Genomic DNA, 15,286 nt, shown 5'->3' with positions numbered 1-15,286 from the left:
ATCAATCGCGCAGTGACGCCGGGACAGCGCTCATCAGAGTGGCGCTCCCCATGCTGGCAAGGATGCGATCGTTGTTGATCATGATCGGAGCCGACAGCACGTCGCGGAGATGGCGGCCGACACTGACGTCGGTGTCGTTGCGATAGCCGGACAGGCCGCACCCGCGCATCGCATGCATGACGACCGTGACCGCGAGTTCCGAGGCCTCCACCTTGAGAAGGTTGATCGAGGACTGGAAGTCGATGGACGAAAGCGCGCGCTCGTCCTGTTCGCGGGCCGCAAAGGAGTCGAGGTTCGCGGCGATGATGGCGCGCAGTTTCGTCAGAGTCATCTTGGCGGCGGTAAAATGCGGCGCGCCGGGAGGCAAGTTGCCGCCGGCCCCGCGGGCGGCCTTGCGGATGAAGAGCTGCGCCCGGTCCACCGCCGCAGCCGCGATTCCCGCCCAGACCGACGACCAGCATAGGTGCGCGACGGGCGTCATGGTCTGCGCATGGACCTTTTCGTATGCCACGGGGAATATCTGTTCCGCGGAGCCCTTGAAGCTCAGCTTGAAGCCGGCGCTGCAGGTGCCACGCATGCCGAGCGTCTCCCATGCGAGAGTTTGCTCCAGCGTGTAGTCGTCACGTGTGATGGCCAACAGTACCTGATCGGATCCGGTGGCGTCGTCGGAGCGGCGGGCGATGGTTACGATGCCGTCCGCCTCGGCGCCGTAGGAAATCACCGTCGCGTCGCGCACCAGCGAGATCTCGGCGCCCTCGCGCTCCACCGCAGCCGAGCTGAAGCGTATGTTTCCACCGTTCTGGCCTTCCGTGGTCGAAGACGCCAGGAGCATTTGTTCGGCCGCCACGCGGCGCATGAGCCGTTCGTGCCAGCTGCTGCCCGCGCCGTGACGGACCAGACAGGCGATCTTGGTCTGATGCATCGCGAAGATCATCCCGGCCGAAGCGCAGGCGCGTCCGAGCGCGTAGCACATGTCGGCCACCTCGGAAATCGACGCGCCGTCGCCGCCGAACTCGATCGGGATCTGGGCGCCTAGAAGTCTTTCCGCGCGCGCCGCGTCAATCGCCTTCTGCGGGAAGCGCGCCTCGCGGTCGACCGCTTCGGCTTCCGACGCCGCAGCCTCCGCGACGGCGGCAGCCCGCTGCTGGAACGAGGCGCGATCGGGAGAGAATGGTACTCGGCTGCTTTCCCGGGCGAGGCTGCGGAACTGGACTTCCTGCACATTCATGGCCCAACGGCTCCCATTTGTTTGATGGTCGGAGACCCGAACCGGGTCGAGATGAATTCCGCGCGAGTTCGACGGCGGCAATCTAACCGACCGCAGTTGCGGAGTCGGCGGCGCAAAGGTGGATGTTACCGAGAACGTGCTCCCAAGCGGGGTACCCCCGAAGTGGAGCTACTGACCTGAGCTGCAGTCAGGTATCGTCACGTCCATCATGATCTGCCCCGTCACGCGATGAGTGGAGCTGAAATGCAAGACTTTGCCGCAAACGTCCAAGAGCGTGTTCTTTCCGTCGTCAGGAACGTTCTCGCGCAGAACGCTATCATCGCGGATGTCCACCCGGAATCCCGGCTGGTGGATATCGGACTGGACTCGATGGATATGGTCGCGCTGATGCTCAAGGTCGAAGCCGAGTTCGATCTCACCCTTCCCCAGCCCGAGATCACGCCCGAGAATTTCCAATCGGTGAAGACGCTGGAGGTTATGATCCTTAACCAACTCGGACCCGCGACGGGATAAGGGAGTTGGACAGAGATGCGTCTTGTGCGATCGAGCGAAACCTCATCGACAGTGATCGCAAGATCGCGCGCGGTCCGGTGCGCCTCGTCGCTCCTTCCGCCGCAGCTCTACCGCCTCGCGACCTGGTCGGCGCGAACAACGATCGAAATCATCTGGGTCAGATCATGAAAGCAGGCGCAGCTCAGCGGGCGACTGAAAGCGGTGACTCGCGACACAGACCGTCTGCCACCAAAGCCTGGCTGAAGGCCATCGAACTGACCTCGCGGATCGAGGCCGAGCCGCAACGGCTGTTCGCCGACGTCGTGGAAGAATGGGCGAAACGGCAACCCGAACGCCCTGCACTGCTCTCCGACCGCCAATCCTTCACCTACGGGGAACTCAGCGCCCGGATCAGCCAATATGCGCGTTGGGCGCGGAGCCTGGGCGTCCGCGCCGGCGACACCGTCTGTCTGCTGATGCCGAACCGGCCGGAGTACGTTGCCTGCTGGCTCGGCATCAGCAGCGTTGGCGGTACGGTGGCGCTAATCAACACCCGGCTGGTCGGCCGGTCCCTTGCCCACTGCATCGACGTTGCCCGTGCCGACCACATCATTCTTGCCGCCGATTGCATGAATGCGTTCGAAGCCGCACGTCCGCACCTTGATCGCGTGCCCCAGATCTGGAGACTGGGTCCCGGCAGCGCTGGCGCCGATCTGGATGCGGCGCTTGCCGGCACGGATCCACGCCCGCTATCCTCCGTCGAGCGCGGCGACGTCACGATCAATGAACGCGCCCTGCTGATCTACACCTCCGGCACCACGGGATTGCCAAAGGCGGTAAACGTCAGTCATCGCCGCATCCTCAGTTGGGGAGGATGGTTTGCCGGGCTGACAGACGCTTCCATCCACGACCGCCTTTACGATTGCCTGCCGCTCCATCATTCGGTGGGCGGTGTCGTCGCGCCTTGCAGCATGCTTCGCGCCGGCGGTTCAGTCGTGATCGCCGAGAAGTTCTCCGCGGAAGACTTCTGGGACGACATCATGTATTTCGACTGCACCGTCTTCCAGTATATCGGTGAACTCTGCCGCTACCTTCTGAACGCACCGGCGTCCGGGCTAGAGGTCGGACACGGGCTGCGGCTGGCCGTCGGCAATGGATTGCGCGGCGACATCTGGGAGGCGTTCGCGAAGCGGTTCGCGATTCCGCAGGTCCTGGAATTCTACGCCGCGACGGAAGGTAATTTTTCGCTATTCAACTTCGAAGGAAAACCCGGCGCGATCGGCCGTATCCCGCCGCTGCTGGCGCATCGCTTTCCCGCCTCGATCGTGAAGGTCGATGCCGACAGCGGCAGCCCGGTCCGCGGCGACGACGGGCTCTGCATCGCCTGCACCCACGGTGAGGTCGGCGAGGCAATCGGGCGCATCGGCACCGCAGATCGGGGCGGCGGACCTTTCGAAGGCTATACGGAGCCGGCCGAGACCGAGAAGAAGATTCTCCGCGACGTGTTTGCGGAAGGCGATGCCTGGTTCCGGACGGGCGATCTGATGCTTCGTGATCAGCAGGGCTACTTCTATTTCGTCGACCGGGTCGGCGACACCTTCCGTTGGAAGGGCGAGAACGTCGCGACCAGCGAGGTGAACGACGCGATCATGGACTGCCCCGGCGTTGTTGACGCCTCAACCTACGGGGCCGCCGTCCCCGGCGCCGACGGACGCGCCGGCATGGCGGCTTTGGTCGTGGACCAGCATTTCGATCTTGGGATCTTCGCGGAACAGCTGTCGCGCCGGCTCCCGGTCTATGCCCTTCCGGTCTTCGTCAGGTTCTGCGCGGAGCTCGACGCCACCGAGACCTTCAAGAGGAACAAGCAGCGGTTGATCCGGGAGGGATTCGATCCTTCGGTCGTGAACGACCGGCTGTTCCTGCGCGATCCGGCGACCGGCGCCTATCGTTCGATCGACCGGGCCGTCTACGCGCGCGTCGTGGAGGGCGGAATCAGGTTTTAGCATCGGCTCGAAGAGCCGCTTTTTGAAGAGGTGAGGTGTTCATGTCGGTAAAGTTGAGGATTTTCTCGGCGATGCAGCAGATCGCTGAAGAGCAAAAGGTCACCCTTCCGCAGCTCCGGGATGATCTGGCGCTGCAGGACACAGGGTTCGATTCTTTGGCGTTCGCGATCCTGGTCGCGCGGCTGGAGGACGATCTCGGCATCGATCCGTTCACCATCGCGGAGGACGCCGCCTTCCCGTCGACCGTCGGCGAGTTCATCAGAGCATACGAGAATGTCCCAGCCTGACGTCCTAGCACTGCGCGAATATCTCGGCCCGGAGCTGAAGGGCCGCACGATTTCCGATGCCCGGCACGTCATATCGCTGACCGACATTCTCGGGCACAGCTGTCTGATCGGCAGATATCGCGAGCTGTCCGGCCGCTCGGTGATGCTTGCGACGTCGGGACAGCTGCAGTCTGCGCTCGCGATGATCGAGCTCGACGGCATCGCCCGCCGCATGCTTCTGTGCCCGCCCGACCTCGATCCGGATCACATCGAGGCCTTGCTTGCGGATGCCGAGATCGACGCCATCGTGACCGACAGGCCGCTGCACCGATGCGATGACGGCGCGTACCTGGTCGTCGGCGCCGGTCTGCCTGAACGGCCGGGTGCGGGATGGAAGACCGAGCGCGCGACCGAGTGGCTGATGCTGACCTCCGGCACATCCGGGCCGCCCAAGATCGTCGGCCATACGCTCGACGGGCTGGCCGGCGCAATCATCGCCGACGGAGCTGCGCGCTATCAGAACGCGACCTGGGCGACGTTCTACGACATCCGTCGCTACGGCGGCCTGCAGATCTTCCTGCGCGCGGTGATCGGCGGCGGATCGATGGTGCTGTCGGAGCCCAGGGAAGCCATCGTCGATCACGTGGCACGGCTGCGCGCGGGCGGCGTCACCCATATTTCCGGGACACCGTCGCACTGGCGCAAGCTCCTGATGAGCAGCGCGGTCGCGGACTTCTCGCCACGCTATGTCCGCCTGTCCGGCGAAATCGCCGACCAGGCGGTGCTCGACGGCCTCGCCCGGGCGTTTCCGCAGGCATCGATCGGCCATGCCTATGCCTCGACCGAGGCCGGCGTTGGTTTCGCGGTCAACGACGGGCGCGAGGGTTTTCCTGCCGACCTGATCGGACGGAACCGCGACGGCGTCGAGATGAAGGTCGTCGACGGTTCGCTTCGGATCCGCTCTCACCGCACGGCACGCTCCTATGTCGGCACCGGCGCGCCGCAGCTCACCGACGCCGAGGGCTTCGTCGACACCGGTGACCTGGTCGAACTGCGCGACGAGCGCTACTATTTTGTCGGCCGGCGCACCGGCATCATCAACATCGGCGGGCTGAAGGTCCATCCCGAGGAGGTCGAGACCGTGATCAATCGACACGAGTGCGTGCGAATGTCGCGCGCCCGGTCGCGCAGGAGCCCGATCACTGGCGCCATCGTGGTCGCCGACATCGTCCTCGCCGACGGCACCGACGCTGGTCGCCACGAGACGATCCGTACGGAGATTCTCAGCCGGTGCAACGACGCGCTGGCAGCATACAAGGTGCCTGCGGTGATCCGCTTCGTCGAGCGGCTCGACCTGACGGCAGCCGGCAAACTGACGCGCGCCGATGCATAACGTCCTCGTCACTGGCGGCAGTCGCGGCATCGGGCTTGCGATTGCACGCAGGCTTGCCGCATCCGGCGACTACAATGTGGTCGCGGTCGCGCGCCGCCAGAGCGAGGAGCTGGGACAGGCCATCCGCGAGGCGGGAGCGGACCGACTGCACTTCAGGGCGTTCGACCTCGGCCAGACCGACAAGATTCCCACCTTCGTGAAGGAGCTGCGCGACGCCTTCGGCGCGATCTACGGTCTCGTCAACAATGCCGGGATCAGCAGCGAAGGGCTGCTGGCCAACACGCGCAATTCGGAGATCGAGGCGTTGATCCGTCTGAACGTGCTGTCGCCGATCGTTCTGACCAAATACGTGGTGCGCCATATGATGGCCGACGGCGCCGGGCGCATCGTCAACATCTCCTCCATCATCGCCTCTACCGGCTACAACGGCTTGTCCGTCTACGGCGCGTCCAAGGCAGCGGCCGGCGGATTCACCCGTTCGCTGTCCCGCGAGGTCGGCAAGCTCGGCATCACCGTGAACGCGATCGCGCCCGGCTTCGTCGACACCGAACTGACCAAATCCCTGGACGACGACGGCCGCCGGCGGATCGCCGGCCGCAGCGCGTTGCGCCGCCTGCCCGAGGCCGACGACATCGCTTCCATGGTCGAGTATCTCCTGGGCGAAGGCGGCCGGAACATCACCGGCACTGTGCTGACGGTGGACGCCGGCAACACCGCCTAGAGCATTATCGGTTCTGATTGAATCAGAACCGAAGCTCTAGACTCTTGTTTTGACGCGCTTTCTTCACGCGAACCGGTATCCACTTCGCTCGAAAACGCTCTAGACGTCGCCGGCCCTCACGTCCGCCTACCCTGACATGCCGGGGAAGCAGCGGCTGAAAACCTCCCGAACAGCGATCAGACTGCCAAGCTGGCTCTCCAGCTCCTGCACGCGCTTTTCGCCGGCTATCATCTGCGACTCGTATTCCTTGATCATGGACGCGTCCCTGGCATCCCGGGTCAGATATTCCTCGTAGTCCGTGCCCGCGGCAAAGGAAGCCAGATCGCGGGCCGCATCTACTCGCCCGCGCAACGCGTCCCTCTCCTTCTGAACTGACGCAACCGCAGCGCTAATCGCGGCCGAAATCGAACCGAACCGTTCGCTATCGGTCCGAGCATCGCGCTCGGCGGAACGAACCTTGAAACCTCGAAGCATAGCCAGCCTCCTTGTCGCACCAGCTTCGTCGCATCATCGACCCTTTTCGCCGGGCGCCAGCTCGCATTCTAGCTTCATCTCGAGTTTCGACACGGCGCCTGAGCTGCCTCTTTGGAGGTAACCCGCGTTGAGCGACCACTCTTCGTTCTTTTTGGGGTAATCTAATCCATCCGCCTCGCGAGAATTGGCAATCTGCAACTCGCGTGGCCGGGACGCTGTTGAGCCGTGCCTACTTATTCAATCCGCTGAGGTGATCGATGCCGCTTGCGCTTATTGAAACCGGCCATTTGAACGTGGATCTCAAGCCGTCGCCGATCGAGCCATCCTGGATCCTTGAAGGCAATCCGGAAGCCCGCTCGCATGTGCTGTCGACCAGCGCGGACGGCGCTGCCACAACCGTGATCTGGTCCTGCACCGAGGGCAAATTCAACTGGTACTACGATGTCGACGAGACCATCGTGATCCAGGAAGGATCGATCGTGCTTGAGAGCAAGGGCATGCCACCGAAACGTTACGGCGTCGGTGACGTGATCGTTTTCCACAACGGTGCCCACGCCAAATGGCATGTCGAGGGCTATGTGAAGAAGGTCGCCGTCTTCCGCCAGACCAGTCCGTTCCCGCTCGGTCTGGCCGTTCGCGCCATCAACAAGCTGAAGCGGACGCTCGCCCCCGTCCATTGACTTCCTGACTGCTGATCCGACATGCGGAGCATTCAGATATTGCTCGGCCGCGACCGCGCAAACGGTTCGCGGGCTGCGGCTATCTGGCCAAGTTCTTGAAGGGCTTGGTGGGCGCACCAGGGCTCGAACCTGGGACCCGATGATTAAGAGTCATCTGCTCTACCAACTGAGCTATGCGCCCGGACTTGGTCCGGAAAAGCCCATGCAAGAGGGCGTCGTTTAGCAAAGCGATTCCCCGATGTCCAGCAAACTGGAGCGAGTTTTCCCGGCCTTTGGCGCGGGCCCGGAAAGGCAAAAAGCCGCTGGATTTCAGCGGCTTCCGCCCCTAGAGCCTTTTCCGTTCCGATGGAATCGGAACAGGGCTCTAGATTCTTGTTTTGACGCGTTTTCTTGACGCGAACCGGTGTCCACTTCGCTGGAAAACGCTCTAGCCGGGCCGAACTCGGCAAACCTGTGCTCAGAGCCGCTCCGGGCCCCCTCGGTCCGGCCCGTCATCCCGGTCGTAGCGGTTGCGGTTGTAGCCGCGATCCCGGCCGCCATCGTCGCGATCCCGCTCAAAACGCTCCATGCGGCGTTCCCGCCAGCCCTCGCCACGGCCATGAAACCGGTCCATTCCGGTCAGCACGGCCAGGCGGCGCTTCTGGCCGTCATCCAGCGTCTTGTACAGCGGATCGGCCGCATCAGCGATTTTCTTCATGGCGGCCGCCGAAGTCGCCATGTTGTCGGCGCGCTCGCGCAGGCGCGCCACCGGATCATCCGGCTTCTGCGGGCTCGAATCGTCCCGCCGCGCATCCATTCGCGCATTGGCGCGGTCGATCCGCAGTTTGGCGAATTCCCGCACCGCGGTTTCCACCGCTGGCCAGAGCTTTTCCTGGTCGGCGGTCAGCTTGAGCCCGGCATGCACGGCGGCGATCCGCGCGTCGGCAAACGCCGCCCGGTCTTCCGGGTTCATCCGCATATGCCCGTAGCCCCAATGACGGTGCTGGGCATAGACCGCCGTCGAACCGGCGATGGCGAGCACCGCGACCGCGGCGATGGTGAACTTCCTCATGCTGACCTCCGTTGAAAGGTTGCATGAAGATGAGCCGGCCACTGCCGGCAATCAACTTAACGATAGGCAAGAGTGCCTTCCCTTACCAAGATGTAATGTCGCGCCGCCAAACCTTCCTGAACTAAAGCATCCCGAGCGTCCGCGGCAGCCAGAGCGACAATTCCGGGATGTAGGTGATGAGGCCGAGGAAAACCAGGAGCGTGACCAGCCATGGCAGCACCGCGATCGACAATTCGGTAATGCCCATCTTGGCGATGCCGGAGGCCACGTAGAGATTGAGACCCACCGGCGGATGGCACATGCCGATTTCCATGTTGACCACGATCATGATGCCGAAATGCACCGGATGGATGCCGAGCTTGACCGCGATCGGATAGAGGATCGGCGCCATGATCAACACGATCGAAGACGGCTCCATCACGTTGCCGGCCAAAAGCAGCAGCAGGTTCACCACCAGCAGGAAGGTGATCCAGGTGATGCCACTGTTCGTGATCCAGTTCGACATCGCCTGCGGGATCTGCTCGCTCGTCATCAGGAACGAGAACAGCACCGCGTTGGTGACGATGTAGAGGATCATCGCGCTCATGTTGGCGGAGACGAGCAGGACTTTTGGCACGTCCTTCCACCTCAGGTCCTTGTAGATGAACATCTCGATCAGGAAGGCATAAACCGCGCTCATCGCCGCGGCTTCGGTCGGCGTGAACCAGCCGAGATAGATGCCGCCGAGAACCACGACTATCAGGGAGACGCCCCAGAACGAGTCCACAAACGCCTTGAACGCCTCGCCCCACGAAGCCTTCTCGACCCGCGGAATGTTGTTCTTCCACGCGCGATACCACGTGGTCCCCGACAGCATGATCGCCAGGATCACGCCCGGCACCATGCCGGCCATGAACAACTGCCCGACCGAGGCAGAGGCGACTTTCTCGCCATTCGGGCCAAAGTAAACCGCCCCGCTCGTCGCCACCGCATAGATCACCATGATGATCGACGGCGGAATCAGATTGCCGAGCGCGCCGCCGGTGACGATGACGCCGGCGGCAAAGCGCTTGGGATAGCCGACCGACAGCATCGCCGGCAGCATGATCGAGCCGATGGCGACGACGGTTGCGGGCGAAGACCCCGACACCGCCGAGAACAGCGCGGCTGCCATGGTGGCGGCGATGCCGAGCCCTCCGGGCCAATGGCCGATCATCGTTCTGGCAAAAGCGATCATGCGTCTGGCGACGCCGCCATGGGTCAGAAAGTTGCCGGCCAGGATGAAGAACGGGATCGCCATGATCTCGAACTTCTCGATGCCGGTGAAAAGCTTCAGCGCCACGGACTCGATCGGCACCGAGGTCATGAAGAACAGGAACGTCAGCACGGTCAGGCCGAGCGCAATCGAGATCGGCATACCCGTCAGCATCAGGGCGACGAGCAGCCCGAAGATCATCAGCGTGATCATCGGGCGATCCCCCCAGCGCCGACACCGGGCGCATCGATCTCCACGCCCTCGACCTGGGTTTCGTCGTGATGCGGCAGATGCCCGGTATGCCAGAAATTACTGGCCACCTGCAGGAAGCGGAAGCACATCAAATAGGAGCCGAGCGGAACGCAGAGATAGGTGATCCAGCTCGGAATCTCCATGTCGGCCGTCACCTGGTCGGTGTGGTAGAGCCCCCAGACAAATTTCGCACCCATGGAGCCAACGACGAACGTAAACAGCGCACCGCACAGCAGACTGAATATGACGGTGACTTTGCGCTTATTCGGACCGAGCTTGTTGACCAGCACGTCGACGCCGACATGGATGCCGGTGCGCACGCCATAGGCGGCACCGAACTTCGCCATCCACACGAACATAATGATGCAGAGCTCCTGCGCCCATGCGAGGTTGATGGGAAACAGGTACGGGTAGAGAAGAGGAATGCCGACCAGATAGCGATGCATCACCGCGATGAAGATGATCACCGTGGCGGCCGCGATCAGGAATGTGATCAGCAGTTCCTCGAGCCGGTCGAGGATGCGTAGAAACATCAAGTCCCCCAATTATCGAAGCTCGTCATGCCCGGGCTTAGCCGTTCGAAGAACGGCGTCGCTTCCGCTCGCCTATGTCCCGGCCATCCACGTCTTTCACGCTGCTAAGCGAATAAGACGTGGATGCCCGGCACAAGGCCGGGCATGACGGATAACGATTTATTCACCCCTCCCACGAGCTTAAAAAACTCGCGGCATCCCTCTATCGCCTAGTTGGTCGCGCCCCTGGTCTCCTTCAGGAACTCGTCGATCAGCCCTTGGCCGACGCGGCCGGCGACATCCTTGTAGATCGACTCCATCGCCTTGCGCATCGCAGCGTCCTGCTCCGGCGTCAGCGTGACGATCTCCGCCTTGCCGCTCTTCTTGATGTCGGCGAGCGCTTCGTCGTTTTCCTTCTGCGACTGGCCGTTGCCGTAAGCGGTGGCTTCCTTCATGGCCTTGTCGAGCTGGCCACGAACATCATCCGGCAGGCCGTCCCAGAACTTCTTGTTCACCACCACGATATAGCCGATGTAACCGTGATTGGTGACGGTGATATGCTTCTGCACCTCGTGCATCTTCTGGGTGTAGATGTTCGACCAGGAGTTTTCCTGGCCGTCGACGACGCCGGTCTGCAGCGCCTGATAGACTTCAGAGAACGCCATCACCTGCGGGATCACGCCCAGCGCACGCATCTGCGCCTCGATCACTTTCGAGGACTGGATGCGGAATTTGAGGCCCTTGTAGTCGGCCGGCGTGATCAGCTTCTTGTTGGCGCTCATCTGCTTGAAGCCGTTGTCCCAGTAGGCGAGACCGGTCATTCCCTTGGCATCGAGCAGCTTCAGCAGCTTTGCGCCGAGCGGACCGTCGGTGACCTTGCGCAGCGTCTTCAGGTCGGGGAGGATGTACGGCAGATCGAACACCTCGAATTCCTTGACGCCGATCGGCCCGAACTTGGCGCTTGATGGCGCCAGCATCTGCACCGCGCCGAGCTGCAGCGCCTCCAGCTCTTCCTTGTCCTTGTAGAGCTGCGAATTCGGGTAGACCTCGACCTTGACCTTGCCGCCCGTGTACTTCTCGGCCAGTTCCTTGAATTTCTCCGACGCCAGCCCCTTCGGCGTGTTCGGCGCCACGACATGGCTGAGCTTGATGACGATCGGCGACTGCGCCGAAGCCGGACCCACCAGGGCCAAAGCTGCAATGGATGCCGCAGCCAAAATCAATCTCTTCATGTTTCCTCCCACGTAATTTTTTGCGGAGCGCGAGTACCCGGCCCCGAAGCTTGTATGCCACCGAACCAATACAGAGAAGCCGGGCGAAACGCCATTGCCCGTTAGCAGGGTCCGGTCTTCAAGGTTTGCTGCATCGCAAAATGCGACATCCTGTCCAATTACGGTGGTTGGCCAAGGGGGCGGCTTTCGCAGGGGCATGGTTCCGCACCCTCGCGACGCGATGCGCCCGAGTTGTGCTTGAAATCGCGCCCTCTTAATCAAAGGGCGCAGGGAATGCCGGATGCGCGCTGCACCCGCGGTCTCATGTGCGATTGTGCTAAAGGAGCTGCACATGAGCATACAGGGCAGCGGAGAGCATCCGACATTCCCTGCGCAATGGCTTTACGGCTTATGACGCACTCTCCCCGGTGAGACGGCCTCTATTGCCACCGTCGCCCCTCGGAAGCGTTGGCTTCCTCAGAGCTTGACGCCGTTACGGGCGCCAGGACCACACGCTTTCGCCGTACGCTTCAGCCGCGACCGTCAATCGCAACATCAGCGTCCACCGCGACCCGCCCCTCGTTGTGACGATGGCCAACGCCCTCTGAGTGGGACGGGATGAGTGAGAATGTGCCGGTGATTTGGGTCGAAGGGAAGAGAGATATTTTTGATTTACAGAAATTTTTGGCTTGACATGATTTCTATAAATCAGAACTGATTTGCCCGTCGTGTTGTTTTGTCGCAGCCCGGTCGCAAGATTGCGCTTGCGCGCGAGGCGACGCAGTTGGCGTTTTGCAATTGGGCCGGAAGAGAATTGCGACAGTCGCGTAGGGCGGGTTCGCTTTAACCCGCCATCTCGCAATCAAAGCGGCGGGTTAAAGAGAACCCGCCCTACGAAGCGCGCTACGCTTTCTGCGGCGAGATTCAGGGGAGCCATCATTGCGGCGACGCTTTTCCTCATGGGAGTGAATGACATGTCAAACCACGCAATCAGTTTCGAGAGCACCGGGATCGGTGTTGCGCCCGAGGGCTGGACGGCGCCCCTTACAGGATCAGGTGATCCGAAATGGACGGTCGAGAGCGATGACACGGCAACGTCAAAATCGAAGGTGCTCAAGCAATCCGGCCGGGCCACCTATCCGCTGCTGCTGAAGAACGACACCAGCATCAGGACGGTTTTGTCGAGATAAAATTCAAGGCCATCGCGGGATCGCAGGATCGCGCCGCCGGCATTGTGTGGCGGGCGAAGGACGCGAACAATTACTGCGTGACCCGGGCCAATGCGCTTGAGGACAATGTCATTCTCTACAAAACCGTCAACGGTGTTCGAAGCCCACTCGACATTGTCGGCCGCAAGGGAGGCTACGGCTCTAACGTCAAGGTTCCGGCCGACACCGGCATAGCTTGCGCATCGACTTCAGAGGCTCGCGCTTCAGCGTGTCTTTCAACGGCAAGTTTGTTGGAGGTCGAGGTCCTGTCAGATTTTATTCCGCAGTCCGGCATCCCCTCAACGTGGCGCGACAGTCGATAACGATGGGCTAGATTCCAGTCTACCGAAGTGCGGGCGAAGGCGTTTAGTCGCCGTTCGCCCGCGCACGGCACGACTGATGCGGTTAACCCATCAACGACGATACGTTTCGCAAGGCGGTGTTGATACTGGTTCTCCTGGCCGGCGTGTCACTGATCGCTTCGGCGTCGGGGCTGATGCCGGTCTCCCAAAGTCGAAACTGAGCGAGACCTTCCGTGGACGATCAAACGATACTTCACCTCCATCCGGAAACGACAAGGCGATCGATCCGAAGTCGGTCACGGCTGGGCCCGCCGCTGGACTGATGGGAATAGATGCGTCCGTGCCGGACGTCAGCGAACGTGATCCGTCAAAATCGGCAACTGGCGTCGAACTTCCAGTATAGGGAAAAACGCGGATCCCCCGTTAAGGCCCTCGCCTCTAGTTGCCGAACAGCGCCACGCGCGACGTGTCGTCACCACCAAAGGCCATGATCCGGCCTTCTTCGTGCTCTCGCGGCTCCAGCCGCTGTTTGGCGCGGGCGGCCTCGCGCTTTAATTTGCGTTCGGCGTAGCGCTTGCGGCGTTCACGCGCGTCGGCTTCGGCCTTCTTCGCGTTCGGCTTCTCAACGCGTTTTTCCGGTTGCGCTGCCTGCACCGGCTCGGGTGCCGAGTCCACCACTGCAACCTGTTGCGATGTCTGTTGCGGCGGCTGCGGCGGCTGGGCCGCCTCTGCCGTGGTAGGCAGAATGACCCTGACGGGGGACGGCAGTTCCGCGGTCGTCCGTGCCTGGTAGCCGGAGTGGTCCTTGAGCGCCGAGTTAGCCATCAGGAGTCCGCTGCCAAAGCCAACTCCCAGGATGACAAAAGTAGTTCCCACCCCTGCGAAAAAAATGCGCGCGCTCGATGCCATGACCGTGTCTCCGAGAATGCACGTCAACACAGTGATCGCAAGATATGTTCCGGGTCGGGAAAAATAGGTAGCCGGCGTTTGCCTGGCCGCCGCAATCCCTACTCACTCGCGCGCTTGAGGTTTGCGCCTCGTTTGAGAGTGCTGATGCAGTGTCCGAAAAAACGTGTCGTTGCGATGATTAGCAGCGCTGCCGAACATTATAAAAAGCCCTGCCGAGCGGGTGCTCGGCAGGGCTCACGCAGAGAAGTCGACGGACGGCAAGCGGGGACCTTGGTGGCCCATCGAAGGTCTGCGAGCGTGTTACCGTCGGCACTAACGTCCCGGATTACCACTTGTTCCCGGCAAGATTCAAGTGTCGCCTTAGTCGCCGTCCGCCTTTGAACCTGATAGCGATCATCGATGGTTCGCGAACGTAGGCTATGCCGACAGCCGTCGGTCCAACGGCCCGCAGTGGGTGCGCTCAATTTTGCCTGACGGGCTGAAACGAAAGTGCGCCCGCACCAGACTGGCTTTGTTGTTCCGATAATCAACCCAAATGCCGTCTTCCGTCACCGTGAGATCGTCGAGGGTAAAGGCAGTCGGGAGCTGGTTTTGCAGTTTGCCGGACCAGTAAGCCGACAACGGCTCTCGCCCGGTCAGGCGCACACCCTCGCAATCGCATTCAAGAATGGCGCACTCCTCGTAAAGATCGAGCAACGCGTTGAGGTCACGTGATCGACATGCGTCGAGCCAGTCAATAACAACGGCCAGCGGATCGAAATCATCAGGGGCACGCGACATAACGGTCCCATCATAAACAGTCTGCCGCCCCCGGGCGCTGAATAGGCAGTTCATTATGAATGCACCTTGAACGGCCCAAGTCTCGCACCCCGTAAAAATACGGTGGCGCCCCACTCCTCATGCGAAGGCTTCACCAGGCTGCGAAGGTCGTCGTGTTTGTGCGTGCGCGCATGCAGGAGAAGCGATGACTGGCCCATGCCGCTCGGCCAAAGGCGGACTGCGCCCAACGCAAGGCTTGTTCCCCAGGGAACAGCGCGGGGCGGCAGACGCGGGCATGGTCCGGCTCACCGATGAAACGGAGCGATGATCGCCCCGGTCGGGCACGACGGAGCAAACCGATGACCAGCAATACCGGACTTCTGAACGACGCCGAGCTTGCGACCGCTTCAGGTGGCGTCACTTCCCTGATTGGCACCAGCACCATTGCGCATCCGCACATTCCCCGGAATCACGACCTGCTGACGCCGCAGCAGATCGCGAAGCTGCTTTCGTTCAACGGCGGCTTCAGCCCCCCGATCCCCCGCAGCTGATTTCGGCAAGCCGAGCGCTGAGTTGCCTGATCTCGCCTCC

Annotated in this window: 16 protein-coding genes and 1 tRNA gene; 8 read left to right on the top strand and 9 right to left on the bottom strand. The window is 62.0% G+C overall.

Going from position 1 to position 15,286, the window contains the following annotated elements; translation table 11 throughout:
- Position 1 precedes the first annotated feature (1 nt).
- Positions 2–1,228, bottom strand: coding sequence for an acyl-CoA dehydrogenase family protein (locus tag JQ574_RS15490; RefSeq protein WP_212215096.1), 1,227 nt, complete (start codon positions 1,226–1,228; stop codon positions 2–4).
- A 243-nt stretch (positions 1,229–1,471) separates the two neighbouring features.
- On the opposite strand from JQ574_RS15490, the gene JQ574_RS15485 reads away from it, so the two are divergent.
- The 5 genes from JQ574_RS15485 (at position 1,472) to JQ574_RS15465 (ending at position 6,103) form a co-directional block, all read left to right on the top strand.
- On the top strand, positions 1,472–1,741 hold the full coding sequence (locus JQ574_RS15485) for an acyl carrier protein (protein ID WP_192738752.1): 270 nt from the start codon (positions 1,472–1,474) through the stop codon (positions 1,739–1,741).
- A 164-nt stretch (positions 1,742–1,905) separates the two neighbouring features.
- Positions 1,906–3,723, top strand: coding sequence for a long-chain-acyl-CoA synthetase (locus JQ574_RS15480; RefSeq protein ID WP_212215079.1), 1,818 nt, complete (start codon positions 1,906–1,908; stop codon positions 3,721–3,723).
- A gap of 41 nt (positions 3,724–3,764) precedes the next feature.
- Entirely contained in the window at positions 3,765–4,010 is a 246-nt protein-coding gene (locus JQ574_RS15475; RefSeq protein WP_212215077.1) for an acyl carrier protein, read from the top strand.
- Positions 3,997–5,382 (top strand): class I adenylate-forming enzyme family protein, encoded by a 1,386-nt coding sequence (locus JQ574_RS15470; RefSeq protein WP_212215075.1) that lies wholly within the window; start codon positions 3,997–3,999, stop codon positions 5,380–5,382. The genes JQ574_RS15475 and JQ574_RS15470 overlap by 14 nt, the downstream gene beginning before the upstream one ends.
- Positions 5,375–6,103, top strand: a complete 729-nt coding sequence (locus tag JQ574_RS15465; protein ID WP_212215074.1) for an SDR family NAD(P)-dependent oxidoreductase — start codon at positions 5,375–5,377, stop codon at positions 6,101–6,103. The genes JQ574_RS15470 and JQ574_RS15465 overlap by 8 nt, the downstream gene beginning before the upstream one ends.
- Before the next feature lie 126 nt (positions 6,104–6,229).
- Here JQ574_RS15465 and JQ574_RS15460 read toward each other — a convergent pair whose 3' ends face one another.
- Positions 6,230–6,577, bottom strand: coding sequence for a hypothetical protein (locus JQ574_RS15460; protein ID WP_212215073.1), 348 nt, complete (start codon positions 6,575–6,577; stop codon positions 6,230–6,232).
- Between the two features lie 257 nt (positions 6,578–6,834).
- Here JQ574_RS15460 and JQ574_RS15455 point away from each other — a divergent pair, with 257 nt between their 5' ends.
- Positions 6,835–7,257: a cupin domain-containing protein gene (locus tag JQ574_RS15455; RefSeq protein WP_212215072.1), complete on the top strand. Its 423-nt coding sequence runs from the start codon at positions 6,835–6,837 to the stop codon at positions 7,255–7,257.
- Between the two features lie 105 nt (positions 7,258–7,362).
- Here the strand turns inward: JQ574_RS15455 and JQ574_RS15450 are convergent.
- The 5 genes from JQ574_RS15450 to JQ574_RS15430 form a co-directional block, all read right to left on the bottom strand.
- Positions 7,363–7,438, bottom strand: a tRNA-Lys gene (locus JQ574_RS15450).
- 276 nt (positions 7,439–7,714) lie between these two features.
- Positions 7,715–8,308: a Spy/CpxP family protein refolding chaperone gene (locus JQ574_RS15445; RefSeq protein ID WP_212215071.1), complete on the bottom strand. Its 594-nt coding sequence runs from the start codon at positions 8,306–8,308 to the stop codon at positions 7,715–7,717.
- Between the two features lie 121 nt (positions 8,309–8,429).
- Positions 8,430–9,755, bottom strand: a complete 1,326-nt coding sequence (locus JQ574_RS15440) for a TRAP transporter large permease (RefSeq protein ID WP_212215062.1) — start codon at positions 9,753–9,755, stop codon at positions 8,430–8,432.
- Positions 9,752–10,327, bottom strand: coding sequence for a TRAP transporter small permease (locus JQ574_RS15435; protein WP_212215060.1), 576 nt, complete (start codon positions 10,325–10,327; stop codon positions 9,752–9,754). The genes JQ574_RS15440 and JQ574_RS15435 overlap by 4 nt, the downstream gene beginning before the upstream one ends.
- Before the next feature lie 209 nt (positions 10,328–10,536).
- Positions 10,537–11,538 carry a TRAP transporter substrate-binding protein gene (locus tag JQ574_RS15430; RefSeq protein WP_212215058.1) on the bottom strand — a complete coding sequence of 334 codons (1,002 nt, stop codon included), beginning with the start codon at positions 11,536–11,538 and terminating at the stop codon, positions 10,537–10,539.
- 953 nt (positions 11,539–12,491) lie between these two features.
- On the opposite strand from JQ574_RS15430, the gene JQ574_RS15425 reads away from it, so the two are divergent.
- Positions 12,492–12,707 carry a hypothetical protein gene (locus JQ574_RS15425; protein ID WP_212207062.1) on the top strand — a complete coding sequence of 72 codons (216 nt, stop codon included), beginning with the start codon at positions 12,492–12,494 and terminating at the stop codon, positions 12,705–12,707.
- A 758-nt stretch (positions 12,708–13,465) separates the two neighbouring features.
- Here JQ574_RS15425 and JQ574_RS15420 read toward each other — a convergent pair.
- Together JQ574_RS15420 and JQ574_RS15415 are read right to left on the bottom strand one after the other, a co-directional pair.
- The gene (locus tag JQ574_RS15420; RefSeq protein WP_212207061.1) at positions 13,466–13,936 is read right to left on the bottom strand and encodes a hypothetical protein; all 471 of its coding nucleotides are present in this window, start codon (positions 13,934–13,936) and stop codon (positions 13,466–13,468) included.
- Between the two features lie 417 nt (positions 13,937–14,353).
- Positions 14,354–14,716, bottom strand: coding sequence for a nuclear transport factor 2 family protein (locus JQ574_RS15415; RefSeq protein ID WP_212207060.1), 363 nt, complete (start codon positions 14,714–14,716; stop codon positions 14,354–14,356).
- Between the two features lie 338 nt (positions 14,717–15,054).
- Between JQ574_RS15415 and JQ574_RS15410 the strand changes: the two genes are divergently transcribed.
- A complete protein-coding gene (locus tag JQ574_RS15410) occupies positions 15,055–15,246 on the top strand; it encodes a hypothetical protein (protein ID WP_212207059.1) in 192 nt (63 codons plus the stop codon).
- Positions 15,247–15,286: the final 40 nt, after the last annotated feature.

The sequence above is a fragment of the Bradyrhizobium sp. AUGA SZCCT0158 genome (assembly GCF_018130065.1).
Lineage (GTDB): Bacteria > Pseudomonadota > Alphaproteobacteria > Rhizobiales > Xanthobacteraceae > Bradyrhizobium.
Note: the sequence above shows the minus strand (reverse complement) of the source record. Positions and strands in the feature narration are given on the sequence as shown.

Coding starts and splice junctions, on each gene's coding strand:
- JQ574_RS15445 (WP_212215071.1), bottom strand. CDS start 8,308: ATGAGGAAGTTCACCATCGCCGCGGTCGCGGTGCTCGCCATCGCCGGT.
- JQ574_RS15415 (WP_212207060.1), bottom strand. CDS start 14,716: ATGTCGCGTGCCCCTGATGATTTCGATCCGCTGGCCGTTGTTATTGAC.
- JQ574_RS15490 (WP_212215096.1), bottom strand. CDS start 1,228: ATGAATGTGCAGGAAGTCCAGTTCCGCAGCCTCGCCCGGGAAAGCAGC.
- JQ574_RS15425 (WP_212207062.1), top strand. CDS start 12,492: ATGTCAAACCACGCAATCAGTTTCGAGAGCACCGGGATCGGTGTTGCG.
- JQ574_RS15475 (WP_212215077.1), top strand. CDS start 3,765: ATGTCGGTAAAGTTGAGGATTTTCTCGGCGATGCAGCAGATCGCTGAA.
- JQ574_RS15420 (WP_212207061.1), bottom strand. CDS start 13,936: ATGGCATCGAGCGCGCGCATTTTTTTCGCAGGGGTGGGAACTACTTTT.
- JQ574_RS15455 (WP_212215072.1), top strand. CDS start 6,835: ATGCCGCTTGCGCTTATTGAAACCGGCCATTTGAACGTGGATCTCAAG.
- JQ574_RS15430 (WP_212215058.1), bottom strand. CDS start 11,538: ATGAAGAGATTGATTTTGGCTGCGGCATCCATTGCAGCTTTGGCCCTG.
- JQ574_RS15465 (WP_212215074.1), top strand. CDS start 5,375: ATGCATAACGTCCTCGTCACTGGCGGCAGTCGCGGCATCGGGCTTGCG.
- JQ574_RS15460 (WP_212215073.1), bottom strand. CDS start 6,577: ATGCTTCGAGGTTTCAAGGTTCGTTCCGCCGAGCGCGATGCTCGGACC.
- JQ574_RS15410 (WP_212207059.1), top strand. CDS start 15,055: ATGACCAGCAATACCGGACTTCTGAACGACGCCGAGCTTGCGACCGCT.
- JQ574_RS15485 (WP_192738752.1), top strand. CDS start 1,472: ATGCAAGACTTTGCCGCAAACGTCCAAGAGCGTGTTCTTTCCGTCGTC.
- JQ574_RS15470 (WP_212215075.1), top strand. CDS start 3,997: ATGTCCCAGCCTGACGTCCTAGCACTGCGCGAATATCTCGGCCCGGAG.
- JQ574_RS15480 (WP_212215079.1), top strand. CDS start 1,906: ATGAAAGCAGGCGCAGCTCAGCGGGCGACTGAAAGCGGTGACTCGCGA.
- JQ574_RS15440 (WP_212215062.1), bottom strand. CDS start 9,755: ATGATCACGCTGATGATCTTCGGGCTGCTCGTCGCCCTGATGCTGACG.
- JQ574_RS15435 (WP_212215060.1), bottom strand. CDS start 10,327: ATGTTTCTACGCATCCTCGACCGGCTCGAGGAACTGCTGATCACATTC.